The organism is Paenalcaligenes hermetiae, from assembly GCF_039543645.1.
Lineage (GTDB): Bacteria > Pseudomonadota > Gammaproteobacteria > Burkholderiales > Burkholderiaceae_B > Paenalcaligenes > Paenalcaligenes hermetiae.
On sequence record NZ_BAABKD010000009.1, the window covers coordinates 591,963 to 613,040 of the forward strand.

A 21,078-nucleotide genomic window follows, 5' to 3' on the forward strand; every position below is an offset into this window, starting at 1 on the left:
CTCATTAAGGCGCAGTCAATGGCTGCGCTTTTTCATCTAACAGCTGATATAACAACGCTTTACCTGTAGGGGTCACTTTAAATTCGCCATATTGTGCTTGCGCAAAATAGGCCGCCTGTCCCTCTGGAAAAAACCAAGCATCAATACCACTTGGTAACCAGCGCCCTTTTTTATATTTAAGCTGCACAACCTGAGTCTGTTCCAATCCATTTTCACCTTGAGAAGGCGACCCCCACTGTTGCAGGTGCTCATCCCACCACCAAACATCCTTACCTAAGGGCTTTTGCACGGCCACAAGCTGCGCCACCCCCTGAGCATTAGGCCTCACATACACATTGAGCGTTTTCGCGCTTAAACTGCTCCTAGGGGCTTGAGCATCTGGTAACTGTCGTAACCACCGATCCACTTCGAAACTTAATGCCATATAATCGCCTTGCATCAATGCTCGTGGATCGACTGGCGCCAATTTCAACACCACCGACTGCCCTTCAGCCAAAAGCTTTTCTTTTGCCCACACATCCAGTCCAGAAACACTAAGGATTAGCCCCCACCCCACAATTAAACCTAATCCTAGACGCACATTCGTTTTTTTACCTAAATCTTTGTTGGCTAAACCCGTAGTGCCTTCCAGCTTTGTCCGATCATCTCGCAGTAACCAAGTAATTAAAGCCAATACGGCTCCTGCCAAGGCAAGCTCCATCGCCTTTGTGATCAACAATCGATCCTGTGCATAATAGTGCCCGCCTAAGGCAAATAAAAACACGATGCCAGCACACCATAATAAAACATGGTCTCGCCGTGCATAGGACCACAACCACGCAATTAATGCCAGATTAGCTAAGGGCACCGCCCATAACCAAACCATGCTTACTATGGCAAGCAGTAGACTGCCTCCTATGACCCATACCCACGCATACTGCCGCCATAATACATAAGCAAAGACAGCAGGAACCGCAGCACTCACAGCCCAACGTAGCCGCTGCAGTGTTACCTCCACACCACCTATAGCCGGAAAATCTACACTCAGTAGCCCCCCTCCTACTAATAAAGTGCCCCATGCCCACCAAAGCGGTGACAAATTCTGCTGCCAACGAGTCTTTTGCGCCATTACCCACGCCAAAAGCAACCAGCCTAAAAACAATCCCGTTAGCACCACATCGCTATAGTCAGCCCAATACTCCCAAACCTGATCCAATGACCAAAAAATACCATTAACAATGATTCCAAGCGCCATCAAGGCACTACTAAACCGTAGTGTCCAGCGAGAGTCACTCACCGCATACACAACCCCATTTAGCGCCACTAGCCACCCAATCACCCCCCAACTAGGCTGAGTGAGGACATCTAAACTCACTACGGCTAAAAAAACGCTACTCAACCATAAAAACAAAGGCAGATCTTGTAACCATTTATTGGGATTTTTTTGTATGTAAATAATTATTCCTAGCGCTACAAGCAAGTATAAATGGATAAATAAAGGCGACACCACCCCAAACAACATCCAAAACATTAGTAGAAAAAACATCACTACAATATGCTGTACCACCAAATAGAACGCACGCAAAAACCATGGTTCCTTTTGATGTGAGGACGGCTCTGTGTTATGCCAGACGCGTCGTAAATCCCAAATCAAACCCCAGCCAACCGCTGCACAAAATACAAATAACAGTACGACCGACGAGGTCCACACCCCTATTGTCACCACAAAAAAACCTAGCGCTACGATATAAAAGCCGCCATAAAAAATAGCCCCTGCAACCAAGTCTTGCTGACGACGCAAATACCAAGCGCCTAGCGCCCCTAAAATCAAAAGACTGATACCGTTTTGCCACTCCATGTAGGTGTTTTGATATAACCAGGCCATGCTTTGCCAAAACACCACGGCACTCATTAACAAAAACGCCGCCAGACGCCGCACTAATAAATACGGATCACGGTAATAAGGCGCCGCCCAATGGCTCAAAGCCAAAAATACCCCATTCAAAGCAATAAGAATGAGCTCATATGAAGAATTTGGCGTCAGTAACAGAGCAAAGCCACCCCACGCGGGGTCCACCTCTAGGAACAAAAAAACGGCAACATTTGTCAATAACAAAACAATCAGTATGATAAATAGGGAACGCGTTACCACTAACCATGGCAACAGCAGCAGTGCCCAAACAGCAAAAAGCTGCCACGGGTCCGCCCCGGTTTGATAGCTTTGTCCAATTAAGGCCAGTAGTCCTCCAACAGCGATGGCAGCTAATGCTAAGCCCATGCTTGACAGGCTGAGCGCTCTAGACCAATCTGTAGGCACTTGCTGCGCGCGATACCACGCCAAAAATACAAATACTGTTATAGTTCCCTGTAACAAAGCCACGCGACCTACTTTAGGCCAGCTAAGCCAATTGGCGGCAATCGCCATTATCAGCGCGCTTCCAAGCAGCACCGCAGCCAATAACAGGCTGCTTGCGCTTAAGAACTGCTTCCATTCTGGCCGGTCCAAAATGGAGCCCTTTAACACTTTAACTTGCATAATGCGTTTTTCTCCTCGTATGATCTGCGCTATCAACGCGGACTTACAGCTACGGTACACCCATGACTAAAACTCTGATCATTGCCGAAAAACCTTCTGTTGCCCTGGACATTTCCCGTGCACTAGGAGGCTTTACCCGAGAAGGGGATTATTTTGAAAGCGAAAACTATGTATTGGCTTCTAGCATCGGCCACTTACTCAGTCTTGTCGCCCCCAACGATCCAGTCCGAGGCAAATGGAGTTTTACGCATCTGCCCGTTATCCCCCCACAATTTGAACTTAGCCCATCAGACAAGAAGTCTACTGAAAGACTAAAACTGTTAGTCAAATTACTCAAGCGTAAAGACGTGGACAAAGTTATCAATGCTTGTGATGCTGGACGCGAGGGGGAGCTTATTTTCCGCTATATCATGCAGTATGCTAACGTCAATAAGCCTATTAAACGTCTCTGGCTACGTTCCATGACGCGCGAAGCTATCCGTGAGGCTTTTAACCAGCTGCGTGATGACGAGGAGCTCAAGCCACTAGAAGCCGCGGCTAGATCCCGAGCTGAAGCTGACTGGCTAGTCGGCATCAATGGTACGCGAGCTATGACCGCATTCAATAGTAAAGATGGTGGTTTTTTCAAAACCCCGGTGGGACGTGTACAAACCCCAACCCTCACTATTGTTCATGAGCGCGAAGAGGCCATTCGTCGTTTCACCCCCCGTGATTACTGGGAGGTACATGCTGACTTTACGGCCTCCACCGGACAATACGCTGGGCGCTGGTTTGACCCCAAGTTCACAAAAGATGAAAACGATGCGGAAAAACGCGATACACGAATTTGGGATGCCGAACAAGCACAAGCCATTGTGCAAGCTTGTGTAGGGCAACCTGGAGTCGTGACCGAGGAATCCAAACCCTCCAAACAACAGTCTCCTGCCTTGTTTGATTTGACCACGCTCCAACGCGAAGCCAACTCTCGCTTTGGTTTTTCTGCTAAAACCACGCTGGCTTTAGCACAAACCCTCTACGAGCGTCATAAGGCCTTAACTTATCCACGTACCGACTCTCGCTACTTACCTGAAGACTACCTGCAAACGGTCAAAGATACGATACAAGCTATTGCCGAAGCTGGGACAACGGCCTCAGCTTCTGTCCAACCTTTTGCACAACAAGCTCGCGATCAAGATTGGATCAAACTAAATCGACGCGTATTTGATGACAAAAAAGTTTCCGATCACTTTGCAATCATCCCTACATTGCAAGTGCCTCGTGAGCTTAGTGATGCTGAGTTCAAAATCTATGAGCTTGTCACTCGTCGTTTTTTAGCTATGTTCTTCCCAGCCGCAGAGTTCCGTATTACCACTCGTATCACACGAGTCAACGAACATCACTTCAAAACCGAAGGAAAGGTCTTAGTCAACCCGGGCTGGCTCAGCATCTATGGTCGTGAAGCACAAACCAGTGAAGATAGTCTCATCGCCGTACAAGCCAACGAAAGTGTCCAAACAGAACATATAGAAGCCCGTGCCCTGAGCACTAAACCTCCTGCCCGCTTCTCTGAAGCCACCCTACTTTCAGCAATGGAGAGTGCTGGAAAGCTTGTTGATGATGATGCGCTACGCGAAGCCATGTCCGAGCGTGGTTTAGGCACACCAGCGACTCGTGCTGCTATCATCGAAGGTTTACTTAACGAAGGCTACTTACGTCGCGAAGGACGAGAGCTCGTCCCAACAGCTAAAGCCAAGCAACTCATGACACTGCTCGCAGGTCTAGGCGTCCATGAGCTAACCTCACCCGAGCTCACTGGAGACTGGGAGTACCGCCTAAAACAAATCGAGCAAGGCCAACTCGACCGCGCCGACTTTATGGCAAAAATCGAGGACATGACCGAAGCCATCGTGCGACGCGCTAAAGAATATGAGCGGGATACCGTTCCTGGTGATTACGTCACTTTAGCTACGCCCTGCCCAGTATGTGGCGGCGTTGTCAAAGAAAACTATCGTCGCTATGCCTGTACCGCTTGCGATTTTTCTATCGGCAAACACCCGGGGGGCAAAACCCTAGAAATCCACGAGGTCGAAGAACTGCTACAGAATCGCACCATTGGCCCTCTAACCGGCTTCATCAGCAAAATGGGCCGACCTTTTGCTGCCATCTTACGCATCAATGATGAAAACAAACTCGAATTCGACTTCGGCCAAAATGATGACGAAGACAACGAGCCGGTGGATTTTTCTGACCAAACCCCAGTAGGAGCTTGCCCAAAATGCAACGCCAATGTCTATGAACACGGGGTGCGCTACGTTTGTGAAAAAGCCGTTGGACCAGAAAAAAGCTGTGATTTCCGTAGCAACAAAGTCATCCTGCAACAGGAAATCTCCCGTGAGCAAATGCATAAACTGCTCACCGAAGGCAAAACCGACTTACTAGAAAATTTTGTCTCGAACCGTACCAACCGCAAGTTCAAAGCCTTTTTAACGCGTGACAGCAAGGGTAAAATTAGCTTTGAGTTCGAACCGCGTGCAAGCAAAGCCGCGAAAAAAACCACAGCAAAAAAAGCGGCTAAAAAAGCGACGAAAACGGCAGCGAAAAAAGTAGCGAAAAAAACCGCTAAAAAGGCAGCGAAAACCATCGCAGCCAAAACCTCAGAGGCCTAATACCGAATGGATCATCCTTCCGACCCTTGGCACGAAGTTCGCCGTTCCCCCCTTCATGGGCACGGCGTTTTCGCGCGCCGTCCTATTCCCAAAGGTACATATATTTTGGAATACGAGGGCGTGCATATCACCCAAGAGCAAGCCGATGCTCAAGAACCCTCAAATCCAGACGACCCGTTTCATACCTTCTTTTTTGCTATCAGCAACGGCATGATTATTGACGGTGGCAATGGGGGCAACGACTCTCGCTATATCAACCACTCCTGTGAGCCAAACTGCGAGGGCCATGAAAGCGAAGACGGTAATCGTGTGTTTATTGTGGCGCTTAGAGACATTGCCGCGGGTGAAGAGCTGCTTTATGATTATGCGCTTACCATTGACGACAAAATCACTAAAACGCTTAAAAAACAATACGCTTGCTTATGTGGGACACCCTCTTGTCGGGGCACCATGCTCGCTTTACCCAAGCCATCTAAAAAACAAAGAAAAAAAGCCAAAAAGAAAAAATGGCTGAAAAAAATCATACGCCAAGCAGTCCGTGAAGAGATTCAAGATTTATTACGTAATACGTAAAAAAATCAACCCTCTTGCTTAAACAAACAAAAAAACCGGATTTTCAAATCAAATCCGGTTTTTTTGTTGCTGCTACTCTAATAAGTACTATTACTGAAAAGCCGTTTCAATAAAGCTACGTAGTTTTCTTGAGTGCAAACGCTCAGGCGGCATATCACGCACCAGCTCTAAAGCTCGTATCCCAATATGCAAATGCTGACCTACTTGCATACTATAAAAAGCATTTGCCATGCCTGGTAATTTTAGCTCACCATGCAGCGGTTTATCAGACACACACAATAAAGTGCCATACGGTACACGAAACCGAAAACCATTTGCCGCAATCGTAGCAGACTCCATATCTAAAGCTATCGCACGCGACTGTGATAATTTACGCACAGGTTCAGACTGATCACTCAGCTCCCAGTTTCGATTATCAATCGAAGCCACCGTCCCTGTACGCATAATACGTTTTAACTCCCAGCCAGATAAGCCAGCCACCTCGGCAACCGCCTGCTCTAAAGCGATTTGAATTTCCGCCAAAGGTGGTACTGGCACCCATGTAGGCAAATCCTCATCTAACACTTTATCTTGTCGTACATATCCATGCGCCAAGACATAGTCACCCAAGCGCTGCGTAGTGCGTAAACCAGCACAATGTCCTACCATCAACCACGCAGACGGCCGTAATACAGCCACATGGTCTGTAATCGTTTTTGCGTTCGATGGCCCTACCCCAATATTGATCAGAGTAATACCACTATGCTTATCCCGCATAAGGTGATAAGACGGCATCTGCGGCAACCGCCCCGGTGGTGTGCCTTCGGTACGCCCTCCGGCATAAGTCACGACATTTCCCGGCTCAACTAGCGCGGTATACCCCCCTTTTTGCTCCATTAACATCTGCTTGGCCCAAGCACAAAACTCATCGACATAAAACTGATAGTTCGTAAACAGGACAAAGTTCTGAAAATGAGCAGGCTTCGTCGCCGTGTAATGCTGCAAACGATGTAAGGAATAATCCACACGCGGCGCCGTAAAAGGCGCCAAAGGCAATGGCTCCCCTTTTTTAGGCTGCCACGTGCCATTTACGATGGCATCATCCATATCCGCCAAATCGGGCACATCAAAATGATCACGTAACACATGCCCAGAGGACTCAGGATAAATCACGGGACTACCATCGCTGTCCCCCAAACAAAAATGCAAGGGAATGGGCTGACTGGACTCCCCGATTTCCACCGGCACTCCATGATTTTTAATCAGCAACCCAATTTGCTCCACTAAATAATCAAAAAATAAGTCTGGCTGCGTTACCGAGGTGGCATATAACCCTGGCTCCACCACATGCCCATAAGACAAACGGCTATCAACCTCTTGGTGGGTATCAACCCGAATCCGGATTGCAGGATAACACGCTCTATAGCGCTCCCCTGCAGGAAAACCATGACGCATACACTGCAAAAAATGCTCACGAATAAACTGTGTATTACGCCGATATAAATCGACCAAACGCTGTGTGGCCGCCACTGGTTCCATGAATCCTTCGTACGGCTGTGCCGGAGGAAGACGCATAACATGCGTAGAGGCTTTGATCTCTTGCATAAAACGATCCTTTAGGGTGAGTGATAACGCTAATCTATCCCGCACAAAAACAAAAAACGGCGATCTACGACCGATTTCTTGTTTTTATGCGCGCCAGTCGATACTTAAAGTATCGAATCCACTAACTCAAATGAGTGTTCATTTCATGGGTTTTAGTCGCCATAATGAATAACAGGAGCAGACAAACTGCGTCACCATCATAGCAAAAACACTTCTCTTCATTATGACGTAACAAAGGGCTAATCATGACAAATCGTACGCAATGCCACCAATTACACATTGACAACACGCTCTATCAGTTTCTTCAAAACGAAGTACTACCTCATAGCGGCTTAGATAGCGATGCTTTTTGGGAGGGTTTTAGTCAACTGGTTCACGATCTAGCCCCCAAAAACCGTGAGCTACTCGCCAAGCGTGATGCTTTGCAAGAGCAACTGGATACCTGGCACAAAGCTAACCCTGGCCCCATCCAAGACATGGTGGCTTATAAAGACTTTTTGTCCGAAATTGGTTATCTACTACCCCAACCAGAGCATGTGCGCGTACAAACTCAAAACGTTGATAGTGCGATTACTAACCAAGCCGGCCCACAGCTTGTGGTTCCCATTACTAACGCCCGCTACGCATTAAACGCCGCCAATGCGCGCTGGGGCAGCCTCTATGATGCCCTATACGGCACTGATGCTATTCCTCATACCGATGGCGCCGAGCCCACTGGCTCTTACAACCCGGTTCGTGGTGAAAAAGTCATTGCTTTTGCTCGCGACTTTTTAGATCAAAGCATCCCACTACAACAAGGCTCGCACAAAAATGCTACCGCGTATGCCATTGTAGACGGGGCACTACGCATCACGCTAGACGATGGTTCAACCACAACACTACAACAACCCGATGCGTTACTCGGCTACCGTGGGGATACCAATCAACCTGAAGCTATCGTATTTATCCATAATGGACTGCACTTTGAAATTCAAATAGACCGTTCTCACCCCATTGGCAAAGACGATGCAGCAGGCATTAAAGATATTTTGCTGGAGTCCGCCGTCACCACCATTATGGACTGCGAAGACTCCGTAGCTACAGTGGACGCCGAAGACAAAACCTTAGCGTATCGCAATTGGTTAGGCTTAATTACCGGCACGCTCACCGAGGACATTGAAAAAGGCGGTAAAACCTTCACCCGTCGTCTTAATCCTGACCGCGAATACACCGACCTACAAGGCAACACGCAAAAGCTCCCTGGGCGCTCTTTGATGTTCATCCGCAATGTTGGTCACCTCATGACCAACCCCGCAATTTTAGACAAAGAAGGTAACGAGATCCCCGAGGGCATCATGGATGCCGTGATCACTGGTTTAATTGCCAAACGCGACCTAGAACTAAAACTTAACTCTCAAACGGGCTCCGTCTATATCGTTAAACCCAAAATGCATGGCCCTGACGAGGTCGCCTTTGCCGATGAGCTTTTCGCTCGTGCGGAAGACCTTATCCAAGTGCCTCGCAATACACTAAAAATGGGTATTATGGACGAAGAGCGTCGCACGACAATCAACCTAAAAGCGTGTATTGCTGCCGCAAGCGAACGCGTGGTTTTCATTAACACAGGCTTCCTAGATCGCACCGGTGATGAAATCCATACATGTATGCATGCTGGTCCCGTTGTACGCAAAAACGACATGAAAACCCAACCCTGGCTACCCGCCTATGAGCGTAACAACGTTCAAACAGGCCTAGATTGTGGTTTACGTGGTCGCGCTCAAATCGGTAAAGGCATGTGGGCCATGCCGGATCTCATGGCTGACATGCTCGAACAAAAAATCGGGCACCTCAAAGCAGGGGGAAATACAGCATGGGTACCCTCGCCTACAGCGGCCACACTACATGCTTTGCATTACCACCAAATCGATGTTCAAGCCTTACAAAAAAGCATGGAAGGCCAAAACACCCCCGTTTTGGACGATATCCTGACTATCCCCGTAGTCGACAAACCCTCTTGGTCTGCCGAAGAAATTCAACAAGAACTCGATAACAATGTCCAGGGTATTTTGGGCTACGTCGTGCGTTGGATCGATCAGGGCGTTGGTTGCTCTAAAGTCCCTGACATTCACGATGTCGGACTAATGGAGGACCGGGCCACTTTACGTATTTCCAGCCAGCATATTGCCAACTGGTTATTACATGGCGTAGTCACCGCCGAGCAAGTCGATGAAACCCTACAGCGTATGGCAGCCATCGTCGACAAACAGAACCAAGGCGATGCCGCCTATTTACCCATGGCCAACCATTTCAACACATCTAAAGCCTATCAAGCCGCTCGCGACCTGATCTTTAAAGGCTTAGAGCAGCCAAATGGCTACACCGAACCACTATTACATCAGTGGCGTCTAGCCCTAAAACAAAGCTAAGCTTGTAAACCTGTTTTTACTCTAAGAACCCATTGACCCGCACTCCTCTGTGCGGGTTTTTTTATGCAAAAAGCCCGATAACACATATCGGGCTTCGTCTACATTTAAATCAGTAAGATTTATTTATCAGCAGCTAAAAAATCCAATACTAACGCATTAAAGCGATCTTTATGTTCCCACTGTACCCAATGGCCACAACGATTAAACAAATGTAGTTCCGCATTAGGAATATGTGCCACTAAACGTAATGCCGCATCCATGGGTACAAAACGATCATCACGCCCCCACATAATCAATGTTGGTGCTGTGATAGAACTTAAACGCGCCCCAAAATCAGGGAACTGACGGGGGTTGGTATCAATACTTTTAACAAAATTATCCAAGTGATCCTGACGCGCCAGAATATTCTCTAAGCGTTGCTGCAAAAGCTCATCGGTTAGGCTGCTGGGATCATAGACAAAAATGTCCATCATCGCGCGTAGGTTTTCCAGAGTAGGGTTGCGATACAACGCCTGTAAGCGCTTAATGCCCTCGGTAGGCATGGGGGTAAACGTACTTAACCCACCCGTACCTCCCCCCATCAGGATTAGTTTACCCACACGCTCTGGGTTATCGAGTGTGAATGCCGTCACACTGTGTCCACCCATGGAGTTACCAATCAAGTGCGCTTTTTGAATACCCAGCGCATCCATCGTGCCTTTTAAGGCTTGTGCATTCAAATGTGAGCGTGACTCTGTCGACACAATGGGGTCGCTTTTTCCCCAGCCGGGACAATCTAATAAAATCACACGATAGCCCGCTTTAACTAAAGGCTCCACGTTTTGACTAAAGTTTGCCCAGCTTGTTGCACCGGGTCCTGAGCCGTGCAGCATAATCACGACCTCATCACCACTACCAAAATCGTTGTAGTGAACTTTAGCTTTTAGGTCCCCCTCAACGATGTCTACAAAACGACTACTCTGTTCTTCACTAATCACAATATCCGTCATGTGTATTCCTTTGTTGGTTATATGAACTAAAACGAACCCCTATGACCCCGTTGCGCGACAAGCCCCGCCGTTCAGGGCGGGGAAGGATAGCGCGGACGGCGCAGCCGTCCTATAATGGCATTGCTGCCGACAACCAAGGCAGCCTACGGCAGGGCATGCCGGAAGTAACGCCTGTGGAGATACGAGCAGCGGTTGCGCACTCGGCCCAGGAACCCACCGAAGCGACTCAGGAGTGGCTCAATGCCGCCCCTGAGCGCCGTAGGAATCTCCGGCCTTCAGGCCGGGGAGGATGTCAATTAGGCTGCGCGCTAATCACACCATATCCAGCAATCCATTCATTGATAGGGCGGTAATAGTCTTTGGTAGCGGTGTAATCCCCTTGGGCAGCCAATGCCGCAAACGCAGCGACCCAAGTTCGTACCTCGTGCGTGGAGCGCCCCGCCTCTTTAGAAATGACCTCCACTTCAAAAGCATCGACTTTTTCTAGCTCGTTATTAGCTAACAAGTCCATAAATGCATTATCCCACTCAGCATTTAAAGGGGTTAACTCGCATTCGGCAGTACCAAAGATTTTTGCCGCTGCAACCGTACGCGCTTCTCGAGCCGCACGGGCCTCTGGCGTGGGGTTACGTCCACAAATTAAAAACTCTGCCACTTCTGATGCGGCACCACTTAATAAGGGCACAGGTGGTTCATGGGATAGCCCACCCGAACCTAAAATCAATACTCGCTTATTAAGCGTAGCAATAAACTGCCCTATCGCATCACCTAATTTACGAATACGACGATATGGGTTAAATGGCGGCGCCACTGAGTTAATAATAATGGGGATAACAGGATAACGCGTTAAGCTCCCTGTGGTCTCCATCAAAATCTGCGTGCAGCCATGATCCACCTGTAAGCGATGAGACAAGGCAACATCCACATCTTTGTCATGAATATAGCGGACCAAATCCAAGGCTAAATCTTGGGGTATGGATAAATTGCCTAAAGGAGTATTGTAGTCCCCTACGGACTCAGCAGCTGTCGCCACCACAAACGGCGGCATCAAATCATAAAACAAGCCGTTGTAATGATCCGGTGCAAATAGAATAATAAGCTCAGGATCAAATGCCTCGACATCGGCTTTAGCCTGAACCAATACCTGCTCTACCTCCGCGACAATACTAGGCTCAGGATCATATAGCCCCCGCAAAGGCGTATGAGACAAACACTTCAACAGCACCGTCATACGATTACTCCTTAAATGACTGTTTTATTTTGTATTGAATCACTCTCGTTTTATTTTTATAAAAGTCACGAGAGCCCCACCTAAGCTAGGCAGGCAATTGACATATGCAAAACAGATTATCACACCCACCTAAGCAACCCAGGCAGCTATATGCCGCCTGTTCATACAGCAAACACCCCGCTTCTCCACGTAAACAAACGATTTACCCCACAAACAAAAACCGACCATAACGGGTCGGTTTTTTCACTGTGAACAAAATAAACGCTATGTTTAGGGCTTACATCACGTCTAGGCACAGCTCCCCAAGCCCTTCTACACCTAGCCGCATTTGCTGCCCTTTGTGCACCGCCCCCACCCCTTCGGGCGTACCTGTGAAAATCAAATCACCCGGTGCCAACGTAAATAAGGTAGATAAATACGCTACCGTTTCGGCAACCGACCAAATCAAATGGCTCACATCACTACGTTGACGGTCTTCACCATCAACCTGTAACCAAATAGCACCCGTAGCGATATGCCCCACTTGCTCTACAGGATAAATAGGACCAATCGGCCCCGAATGATCAAAAGCCTTACCCACTTCCCATGGACGCCCCATTTCTCGCATTTCTATCTGCAAATCGCGCCGCGTCATATCCAGCCCTACGGCATAGCCCCAAACATGAGTTAAGGCTGTCTCTACCGCTATGTTCGCCCCCCCTTTACCTATTACGGCCACCAGCTCTGCCTCATAGTGCAGGTTTTGTGTCTTAGAAGGGTACGGCCAGGCATACGGTTTGCCCTCTTCAATAGGAACTATCGCATCCGTTGGTTTACAAAAGAAAAAGGGGGGTTCTCGATTCGGATCGAAGCCCATTTCAATCGCATGCGCCGCATAATTACGCCCCACACAATATACCCGACGTACAGGCACGCATTGATCACTATTTTTAACCGGAACACTCACCTGTTCGGGGGGACTAAACACATAACTCATAACCTTATCTCCTCTTGTTAAGACGTATGCACTAAGCATACAAAAAACCGACCTCAAAAGGTCGGTTTCATGTGAAACATCATGCACTAAGTGATACAGCCGATTAGCTACGCACTTGCGCAATCAAGGCATCTAATATCTGTAACGCCTGATCCAAATCCTCTTTGCTAATGTTAAGAGCTGGCATAAAGCGCAACAAATGTGGGCGCGGAGAGTTCAGCAACATACCCTCTGGATTACGATTTCGTGCTGCCTCGACCAAAGCAGGGCCATCGTCACGATCTAAGATCAAAGCCCGTAATAAGCCCTGACCGCGCTCCCCTTTTAGCCCCCACTTAGCGCTCAGCGCCAATAAACCCTCGGAAAGCTGCTGCGCACGCTCATTAACGCTTTGCATAAACCCATCGGCTGTTAGTGTTTGCATAACCGCTACGCCTGCCGCTGTCACCACCGGATTCCCATTATACGTACCACCCTGGTCCCCATGTTCAAAACATGAGACTGACTCTTTGGCGCATAATGCCGCTAACGGTACCCCGGCACCAATTCCTTTTCCTAGGGTCATAATATCGGGCTCTACCCCAGAATGCTGGTAAGCAAACAGTTTACCCGTGCGCCCCATACCGCTTTGCACTTCATCAACGATGAGTAAAAGACCAAACTCATCACAGGTTTGTCGCAAGGCTTGCATAAAAGCGGGATCGGCGGGGATCACACCGCCCTCGCCCTGAACGGGCTCAAGCATAATAGCCACGGTTTTTTCATCTACCAACGCGCGCACAGAATCAATATCGTTGAGCTTAGCCTTAGGAAAGCCATCGACTTGGGGAGCAAAAATCGTATCCCAGCCAGCTTTACCCGATGCGGACATCGTGGCTAAGGTGCGCCCATGAAAACTGTGCTCAAAGGTAATAATTTTATAAGCACCTTGGCGGTGGAGCTGCCCCCACTTACGGGCAAGCTTGATCGCCCCCTCGTTGGCTTCGCCCCCACTGTTGGCAAAAAACACCCGATCAAAGCAAGAGTGCTGCGTAATCAATTTAGCTAGCTCCATCATAGGAGCATTGTAAAACGCTGGCGAAGGGTTCATCAGCTCCGAAGCCTGCTTACACATGGCTTCGACAACATTTTTAGGGCTGTGCCCCAACGCATTCACCGCCCAGCCCTGAATCATATCAAGGTAGCGCTTGCCGTTATGATCTTCGAGCCAAGAACCTTGACCACGCACAAAAACCAAATCCGGACGAGAGGTAATTTCCATCAGTGCGTCTGCACCAACCTGATCAAATTGCATAACGGCAAACCCTGTATAAAAAAGAGAACGATAGAACAAAAACAGTTCGTTCTTATAATTTTAGCGCATCAATCCCGCTTTGTATCCAAACACGCCAAATCACCAAAAGAAAGTTGCACAGGTAAGCGATCGTAGCGCACACAGTCCGCTTCGGCGATAAGCTTAGATGCACGTACGCCCACAAGCCGTAGTGATCGATGACGGATCTGCGTACGTCGTAAGCACTGACGCGCCGCGTGCAGCAAATCCGCTTGCTTTACAACCGGTACGTCCATACTATGATCGCGAGTTAAGGTAGAAAAATCATCAAAGCGCAGCTTAATACCAATCGTAAAAGCACGGTAACCTTTTTGTTGTAAGTCCTGCGCTAACTGACCACAAATCGCCTCTAAAAACTGGGTAAGACGTTGCCGATCATGACGAACATGTAAGTCTCGCTCAAAGGTACGCTCACGACTTAACGACTTAGGCTCCGAGGCCAAAACAATGGGTCTATCGTCTTTACCTTGTGCCGCATCAGCTAACCACTTGGCATAACTCAACCCAAAGTGCCGTTGTAATAAAGGTGGGCTCGCTTGCGCCAAATCCCCTACGGTATGAATTCCCAACCTAGCAAGTTTTTGTTGAGATTTAGGGCCAATCCCATTGACCTTACCTACGGGTAAAGGCCAAACCATCGTTGGAACTTCTTCCTGCCCTAATACACACACGCCATTTGGCTTATTTAAGTCTGAAGCAATCTTAGCTAAAAGCTTATTTGGACTAATCCCTACCGAACACGTCAAACCTGTGGCCTCCCACACCACTTGTTGTAAACGCCGCGCTAATTGCATACTGCTTTGCGCTAAGTGGCTTAAATCAATGTAGATCTCATCAATGCCACGATTCTCTATGCGATCAGAAACGGTCGCTACGGCCTCCTTAAACAGACGAGAATAATATCGATATGCTTGAAAATCTGCCGGTAATAAATACGCATCGGGGGCATACTGAGCCGCTTTCATTAAACCCATAGCAGAAAATACGCCTAAAGCACGTGCCTCGTAACTAGCCGTGGTCACCACCCCGCGCCCAACATAATCACGCAAACGAGCATATTCCCAAGTGCCATCGGCCTTTTTGACTGGAGCAGGAACATTCCGCCCCCCGATTACCAAAACCTTTCGGCGTAAATCCGGATAACGCAACAAGGCCACAGAAGCATAAAATGCATCCATATCTAGGTGAGCAATGCGGCGTTTTTTTGTCATGCTTTGCTTTTAATTAACCTCTCTTTATGCATAGATGGTCTATGCTTAACATTGACGCCTTAGCCAAGATTAAGGCACGATCAAAAAACAAATAATGATCCGGAGAAGCCAGATGCATAAAAAACTTTTGGTAGCGGCCTTATCCGCTGCGCTACTTATCCCCATGGGGGCTCATGCTAAAACCCTACGCTGGGCCAGCCAAGGTGATATTTTAACCCTTGACCCACACGCTCAAAACGAAGGCATGACAATCGCTGCCAGCAGCTACGTCTATGAACCTTTGGTTGACTATGATAAGGACTTTAATCTGGTACCCTCACTGGCTACCGAGTGGGAGCCCGTATCAGATACCGTTTGGCGGTTTCACCTACGAAAAGGGGTCAAGTTTCATGATGGAGCTGATTTCACAGCAGAAGACGTCGTCTTTTCCATCAACCGCGCTTTAGCACCTACCTCTAACTTTAAAGCCTATGTCAATGGCATTAAGAACGTACGCAAAATCGATGACCATACGGTAGAAATCGAAACCGATGGTCCAAACCCCGTGTTACTGCGCCAGCTTACCAATGTCTTTATTATGAATAAAGCCTGGGCTGAAGCCAATAACGCCACAACACCTCAGGATTTTGCAAGCCAACAAGAAACCTACTCGGCCCGTCACACCAATGGTACCGGCGCCTATAAGCTCGAAAGCCGCGAAGTCGATATCCGCACAACATATGTAGAGAATCCCGACTGGTGGGGCAAAGACAGCAAAACCGGTAATGTCAGTAAAATTGTCTACACGCCAATCAAACAAAATGCTACTCGCACCGCCGCCCTACTTTCTGGCGAAGTGGATTTTGTCCTCGACCCTCCCGCTCAAGACTTAAACCGCATTAAGCAGCAAGCCAAAGTGGTCGAGGGCAACGAGTACCGCACCATTTACATTGGCTTAGACCAAAAAAGCCCAGAGTTAAAATACAGCTCCATTAAAGGCACCAATCCCTTTGCTGACGTACGTGTACGTCAAGCGCTTTATTTAGCCATCGACACCGAGGCCATTAAAAAAGCCGTCATGCGAGGCTCCTCTTTACCTACCGGTACGATGGTCGCCCCACAAGTGCATGGCTGGACCGAAGACCTGGCTAAACGCCCAGCTCCTGATGTTGAAAAAGCCAAAGCCCTGCTCAAAGAAGCCGGCTACGGCCCCAATGAGCTGAACTTTACATTAGACTGCCCCAATAACCGCTACATTAATGACGAAGCCATCTGTCAGGCTGTGGTTGGCATGTGGGCCAAAGCCGGCGTGAAAGCAAACTTGAACGCCATGCCCCGCGCCACTTACTTCCCTAAAGTTCAGTCTTATGACACCAGCGCCTACTTATTCGGTTGGGGGGTGCCTACCTTTGACGCTCTCTATACCTTACAAAGCCTCATGCACAGCAAAGGCGAAGGCGCCGATGGTTCCTTTAATTTTGGCAACTACGAAAACACCGAGGTCGATCAGCTAATTGATCAAATCAAAGTCGAAACGGACGAAGCCAAACGTACCGCTGCGATTCATCAAGTCCTCAAAATCCATGCCGAAGAGGTCGGTCACATCCCACTCCATGATCAAGTTATCCCTTGGGCCATGGCAAAAAACGTTAACGTAGTGCATCGCGCAGACAACCGTCTGACTCCGCACTGGGTAACTATTGATTAATTCTTAAATAGGATCGTAGTTGTGGGCTATCAACCCACACTACGGCTTACCCTGTATGTTGGTATTTATTATCCGACGCCTGTTTCAAGCTGTACTGGTTATGCTCACCGTTAGCTTGCTGGCGTTTATTTTATTTCGATATATTGGCGATCCCGTCACAGCCATGCTCGGACAGGATGCGACCGAAGCTGATCGTATTGCTCTACGAGCCAGCTTAGGGCTGGATCAATCTGCTTTGGTGCAGTTTTGGCACTTTGTACAAAACGCCATCCAAGGTGAGTTTGGCTTATCCCTACGCCAAGGACAAAGCGTCGCCGAGCTACTTAAAGACCGCTTACCAGCCACGGTTGAGTTATCTGTGGTTGCGGCTCTCTTAGCGCTGATTATCGGCTTACCTTTAGGTGTGTACACCGCTCTTAATCGCCATAGTTTTTTATCTCAGGCCATTCTCGCTTTTTCCCTGTTGGGTATTTCTCTTCCCACCTTTTTAATCGGGATTTTATTGATTTTAGTGATGTCCGTGCAGCTGGGTTGGTTGCCTAGCTATGGGCGTGGCGAAGTCACTTATTTTGGCTGGTGGAGCACAGGGCTACTCTCTATTGATGGTTGGAAACACCTGATTCTGCCTGCTATTACCTTATCTTTATTTCAGCTTACTCTGATTTTACGATTAGTACGCTCAGAAATGCTCGAGGTGCTTCGTAGTGACTATATTAAATTTGCCCGAGCCCGTGGCTTAAGCCAACGTGCCATTCATTTTGGACACGCGTTAAAAAATACCATGGTACCTGTGATCACCATCACTGGCCTACAACTTGGCGGGATTATTGCTTTTGCAATTGTCACCGAAACGGTCTTCCAATGGCCGGGAATGGGGCTGCTCTTTATTCAAGCGGTGCAGTTTGCAGACGTGCCCGTGATGGCCGCCTATCTCTGTTTAATTGCGTTGGTTTTTGTGTGTATTAACCTGATTGTTGATTTATTGTATTTTGCCGTAGACCCACGCCTGCGCGTCAGTCTACATCGCGGAGGTACGCACTGATGAATGCTTTTCAACGCTTTTGGGATAGCGATATCGCTTGGTCATGGCGCCATTCTCCGGTGGCAATATTTGGCACCGTAATGACTATTGTGCTTTTTATCGGTGCCTTGGGTGCCCCTTGGCTCGCCCCGCACAATCCTTTTGATTTAGCCTCTGTCGACCTCATGGATGCCCTTTTACCCCCTGCGTGGCAAAGCGAAGGCCAGCTCAACTACCTACTTGGTACCGATAGTCAAGGCAGAGACCTTTTTTCTGCTCTACTCTATGGCACGCGTATTTCCTTATTGATTGGCTTTGCCTCGGTCATACTAGCCATGGTGGTGGGCATTGGGTTAGGTCTGATCGCGGGATACAGCGGCGGACGTATTGATGCTTTTATTATGCGTGTTGCAGATGTACAGCTCTCTTTTCCGGCTATTTTAATCGCACTGCTTATTGATGGCGTCGCCCGCGCGGCCGTTCCCCAACATCTGCTTGATGTGATTGCTTTTCCCGTCTTAGTCGGTGCTATCGCTTTAGCCGGCTGGCCCCAGTATGCGCGTACCGTTCGTGGCTCCACGCTCGTGGAAAAAAATAAAGAATACGTACAAGCCGCCAAAGTCATTGGGGTATCAGGTCCACGTATCATGTTTCATCATGTACTCCCCAACGTACTGGGACCAGTATTGGTTTTAGCCACCGTGCATTTAGCCACAGCTATTATCACCGAAGCAACGCTTTCCTTTTTAGGAGTCGGTGTTCCGCCTACATCCCCTTCTCTCGGTACGTTAATTCGGGTTGGTAATGATTTTCTTTTTTCAGGCGAATGGTGGATTACGATTTTCCCTGGGCTGATGCTGGTATTACTGGTTCTTTCTGTCAACTTATTAGGTGATTGGTTGCGCGATGCGCTCAATCCAAAACTAAACTAATATGAGCGCATTACTAGAAGTCAAAAACCTAAAAGTCGAGTTCCCTACGCGTCGCGGTACACTTACCGCCTTGCATGACGTCTCTTTTCGTATTCAAAGCGGAGAAGTCCTTGGTGTAGTGGGTGAATCGGGTGCTGGCAAATCTCTGACCGGAGCCGCCATTATTGGTTTGCTTGATCCCCCTGGGCGTCTTGCCGGTGGCGAAATACATTTCAATGGTCGACGCATCGACCACCTTTCCGAAGAACATTTACGCCGTATCCGAGGGCGTGAAATCGGTGCTATTTTCCAAGATCCGCTCACCTCGCTCAACCCACTCTACACTGTTGGGCAGCAGCTCATTGAAACCATTCAAACACATCTAGACCTTAATCATAAGCAAGCACGGGAACGCGCCATTGAACTACTGGAATCCACAGGCATTCCAGCCGCTCGCGAACGCATTGACCACTATCCTCATCAGTTTTCTGGTGGCATGCGACAACGCGTGGTGATTGCTTTAGCTCTAGCAGCAGAACCTAAGCTAATTGTGGCCGATGAGCCTACAACCGCCCTCGATGTCTCCATTCAGGCACAGATTATTGACCTGCTCAAACATCTCTGTAAGACCCACGGAACATCTGTCATGCTAATTACCCATGATATGGGCGTCATAGCGGAAACAGCTGACCGTGTTGCTGTCATGTATGCTGGTCGTATCATTGAGATTGGCCCTGTACAAAAGGTAATTCAACGCCCACTGCATCCTTACACCACGGGTCTTATGCGCTCTATTCCTACTCTAGATCCTGACACCAAACGTTTAGAGCAAATTCCAGGTGCTATGCCACGATTAAATGCCATCCCTGCTGGCTGTGCTTTCAACCCTCGTTGTAAGCACGTCATGGAACGTTGTCACCATGAACGTCCTGAACTCATCGCTACTAACGACCGGCACGTCGCCTGTTGGCTGCACACAGGAGAATCACAATGACCACACCTTTAGTTAAAGTCAAAGATGCCGCCCGCTACTTTGATGTATCACCATCTTGGCTAGAGCGTACACTCTATCGTAAACCCAAAGTTTTCTTACGAGCCGTCGATGGCGTCAACTTTAGCTTAAACCGTGGCGAGACCTTAGCGTTAGTTGGGGAATCAGGGTGTGGTAAATCCACAGTAGCACGGCTATTAACCGGTTTATATGGTCTGAGCCGCGGTACGATTTATTTTGATGGCATGGATATTTCTTCCATGAATCACAGTCAAAAACAAGCCATGCGCCGGCGCTTACAAATGATTTTTCAAGATCCTTATGCCAGTCTCAATCCCCGCTGGCGGGTAGGAAGAATTATTGCCGAGCCGCTTAACACGCACACTAAACTCAATGCCGCAGAACAAGCCGATCGAGTTAGCGAGCTGCTTCAACAAGTCGGGCTGAACCCAACGGATCAAAGCCGCTACCCCCACCAGTTCTCTGGTGGACAGCGCCAACGCATTTCTATTGCGCGGGCTTTAGCATTAAACCCTGAGTTTATCGTATGCGATGAGCCCACCTCCGCTTTGGATGTATCGGTACAAGCCCAGGTTCTTAATCTAATGAAAGACCTACAAGCGCAGCTCGGTCTCAGCTACTTATTTATTTCCCATAACCTAGCTGTTGTTCACCATGTCGCCGATCGCGTTGGCGTGATGTATCTTGGCCGCATTGTAGAGATTGCCAAGAGAGACCGTCTTTTTGCTACACCACGCCACCCTTATACACAAATGCTGCTCGGAGCAATTCCAGATATGAGTGGCACCGGTAAAGCCCGCACCCCTGTCGCTGGCGAGGTCCCCAATCCTCTTAACCCTCCCTCAGGCTGTACTTTCCATCCGCGCTGCCCGCTTGCTACAGACCGTTGTCGAAAACAAAGCCCCGAACTCCTAGAGCAAGATGGCACACTCGTTGCTTGTCATGCCGTCGAAGAGGGGCGTACTTAACCAAAAAAAGGTCCGTG

15 protein-coding genes are annotated in these 21,078 nt (G+C 48.5%); 8 read left to right on the forward strand and 7 right to left on the reverse strand.

The window, feature by feature from the left end; genetic code table 11:
* Positions 1–4 precede the first annotated feature (4 nt).
* Positions 5–2,515, reverse strand: coding sequence for a GDYXXLXY domain-containing protein (locus ABD980_RS08635; RefSeq protein ID WP_345371016.1), 2,511 nt, complete (start codon positions 2,513–2,515; stop codon positions 5–7).
* Positions 2,516–2,577: 62 nt separating this feature from the next.
* Here ABD980_RS08635 and ABD980_RS08640 point away from each other — a divergent pair, with 62 nt between their 5' ends.
* Both ABD980_RS08640 and ABD980_RS08645 read left to right on the forward strand, forming a co-directional pair.
* On the forward strand, positions 2,578–5,160 hold the full coding sequence (locus ABD980_RS08640; protein WP_345371018.1) for a DNA topoisomerase III: 2,583 nt from the start codon (positions 2,578–2,580) through the stop codon (positions 5,158–5,160).
* 6 nt (positions 5,161–5,166) lie between these two features.
* Positions 5,167–5,733, forward strand: a complete 567-nt coding sequence (locus ABD980_RS08645) for an SET domain-containing protein (protein WP_260650497.1) — start codon at positions 5,167–5,169, stop codon at positions 5,731–5,733.
* A 90-nt stretch (positions 5,734–5,823) separates the two neighbouring features.
* On the opposite strand, the gene ABD980_RS08650 is transcribed toward ABD980_RS08645, so the two are convergent.
* The gene (locus ABD980_RS08650; RefSeq protein ID WP_345371021.1) at positions 5,824–7,317 is read right to left on the reverse strand and encodes an AMP nucleosidase; all 1,494 of its coding nucleotides are present in this window, start codon (positions 7,315–7,317) and stop codon (positions 5,824–5,826) included.
* A 245-nt stretch (positions 7,318–7,562) separates the two neighbouring features.
* Here ABD980_RS08650 and ABD980_RS08655 point away from each other — a divergent pair, with 245 nt between their 5' ends.
* Positions 7,563–9,722 carry a malate synthase G gene (locus ABD980_RS08655; RefSeq protein ID WP_345371023.1) on the forward strand — a complete coding sequence of 720 codons (2,160 nt, stop codon included), beginning with the start codon at positions 7,563–7,565 and terminating at the stop codon, positions 9,720–9,722.
* A 119-nt stretch (positions 9,723–9,841) separates the two neighbouring features.
* Here the strand turns inward: ABD980_RS08655 and ABD980_RS08660 are convergent, their stop codons facing one another.
* From ABD980_RS08660 to dinB, 5 genes are all read right to left on the reverse strand, one after another.
* Positions 9,842–10,711, reverse strand: a complete 870-nt coding sequence (locus ABD980_RS08660) for an alpha/beta fold hydrolase (RefSeq protein ID WP_260650500.1) — start codon at positions 10,709–10,711, stop codon at positions 9,842–9,844.
* A 292-nt stretch (positions 10,712–11,003) separates the two neighbouring features.
* Positions 11,004–11,942, reverse strand: coding sequence for a 3-carboxyethylcatechol 2,3-dioxygenase (locus ABD980_RS08665; RefSeq protein WP_345371025.1), 939 nt, complete (start codon positions 11,940–11,942; stop codon positions 11,004–11,006).
* Positions 11,943–12,219: 277 nt separating this feature from the next.
* Positions 12,220–12,918, reverse strand: coding sequence for a fumarylacetoacetate hydrolase family protein (locus ABD980_RS08670; protein WP_345371027.1), 699 nt, complete (start codon positions 12,916–12,918; stop codon positions 12,220–12,222).
* Positions 12,919–13,021: 103 nt separating this feature from the next.
* On the reverse strand, positions 13,022–14,212 hold the full coding sequence (locus tag ABD980_RS08675) for an acetylornithine transaminase (protein WP_345371029.1): 1,191 nt from the start codon (positions 14,210–14,212) through the stop codon (positions 13,022–13,024).
* Between the two features lie 68 nt (positions 14,213–14,280).
* Positions 14,281–15,462, reverse strand: a complete 1,182-nt coding sequence (gene dinB, locus ABD980_RS08680; RefSeq protein ID WP_345371031.1) for a DNA polymerase IV — start codon at positions 15,460–15,462, stop codon at positions 14,281–14,283.
* A gap of 112 nt (positions 15,463–15,574) precedes the next feature.
* Between dinB and ABD980_RS08685 the strand changes: the two genes are divergently transcribed.
* Genes ABD980_RS08685 through ABD980_RS08705 form a run of 5 tightly spaced genes read left to right on the forward strand, consistent with a single transcriptional unit; the run spans position 15,575 to position 21,061 of the window.
* Positions 15,575–17,149: an ABC transporter substrate-binding protein gene (locus ABD980_RS08685; protein WP_345371033.1), complete on the forward strand. Its 1,575-nt coding sequence runs from the start codon at positions 15,575–15,577 to the stop codon at positions 17,147–17,149.
* A 55-nt stretch (positions 17,150–17,204) separates the two neighbouring features.
* Positions 17,205–18,191: an ABC transporter permease gene (locus ABD980_RS08690; RefSeq protein WP_260650507.1), complete on the forward strand. Its 987-nt coding sequence runs from the start codon at positions 17,205–17,207 to the stop codon at positions 18,189–18,191.
* Positions 18,191–19,102 carry an ABC transporter permease gene (locus ABD980_RS08695; protein WP_345371036.1) on the forward strand — a complete coding sequence of 304 codons (912 nt, stop codon included), beginning with the start codon at positions 18,191–18,193 and terminating at the stop codon, positions 19,100–19,102. Before ABD980_RS08690 ends, ABD980_RS08695 begins: the two co-directional genes overlap by 1 nt.
* 1 nt (position 19,103) lies before the next feature.
* The gene (locus ABD980_RS08700) at positions 19,104–20,075 is read left to right on the forward strand and encodes an ABC transporter ATP-binding protein (RefSeq protein ID WP_345371038.1); all 972 of its coding nucleotides are present in this window, start codon (positions 19,104–19,106) and stop codon (positions 20,073–20,075) included.
* Positions 20,072–21,061 (forward strand): ABC transporter ATP-binding protein, encoded by a 990-nt coding sequence (locus ABD980_RS08705; RefSeq protein ID WP_345371040.1) that lies wholly within the window; start codon positions 20,072–20,074, stop codon positions 21,059–21,061. The genes ABD980_RS08700 and ABD980_RS08705 overlap by 4 nt, the downstream gene beginning before the upstream one ends.
* Positions 21,062–21,078 lie beyond the last annotated feature (17 nt).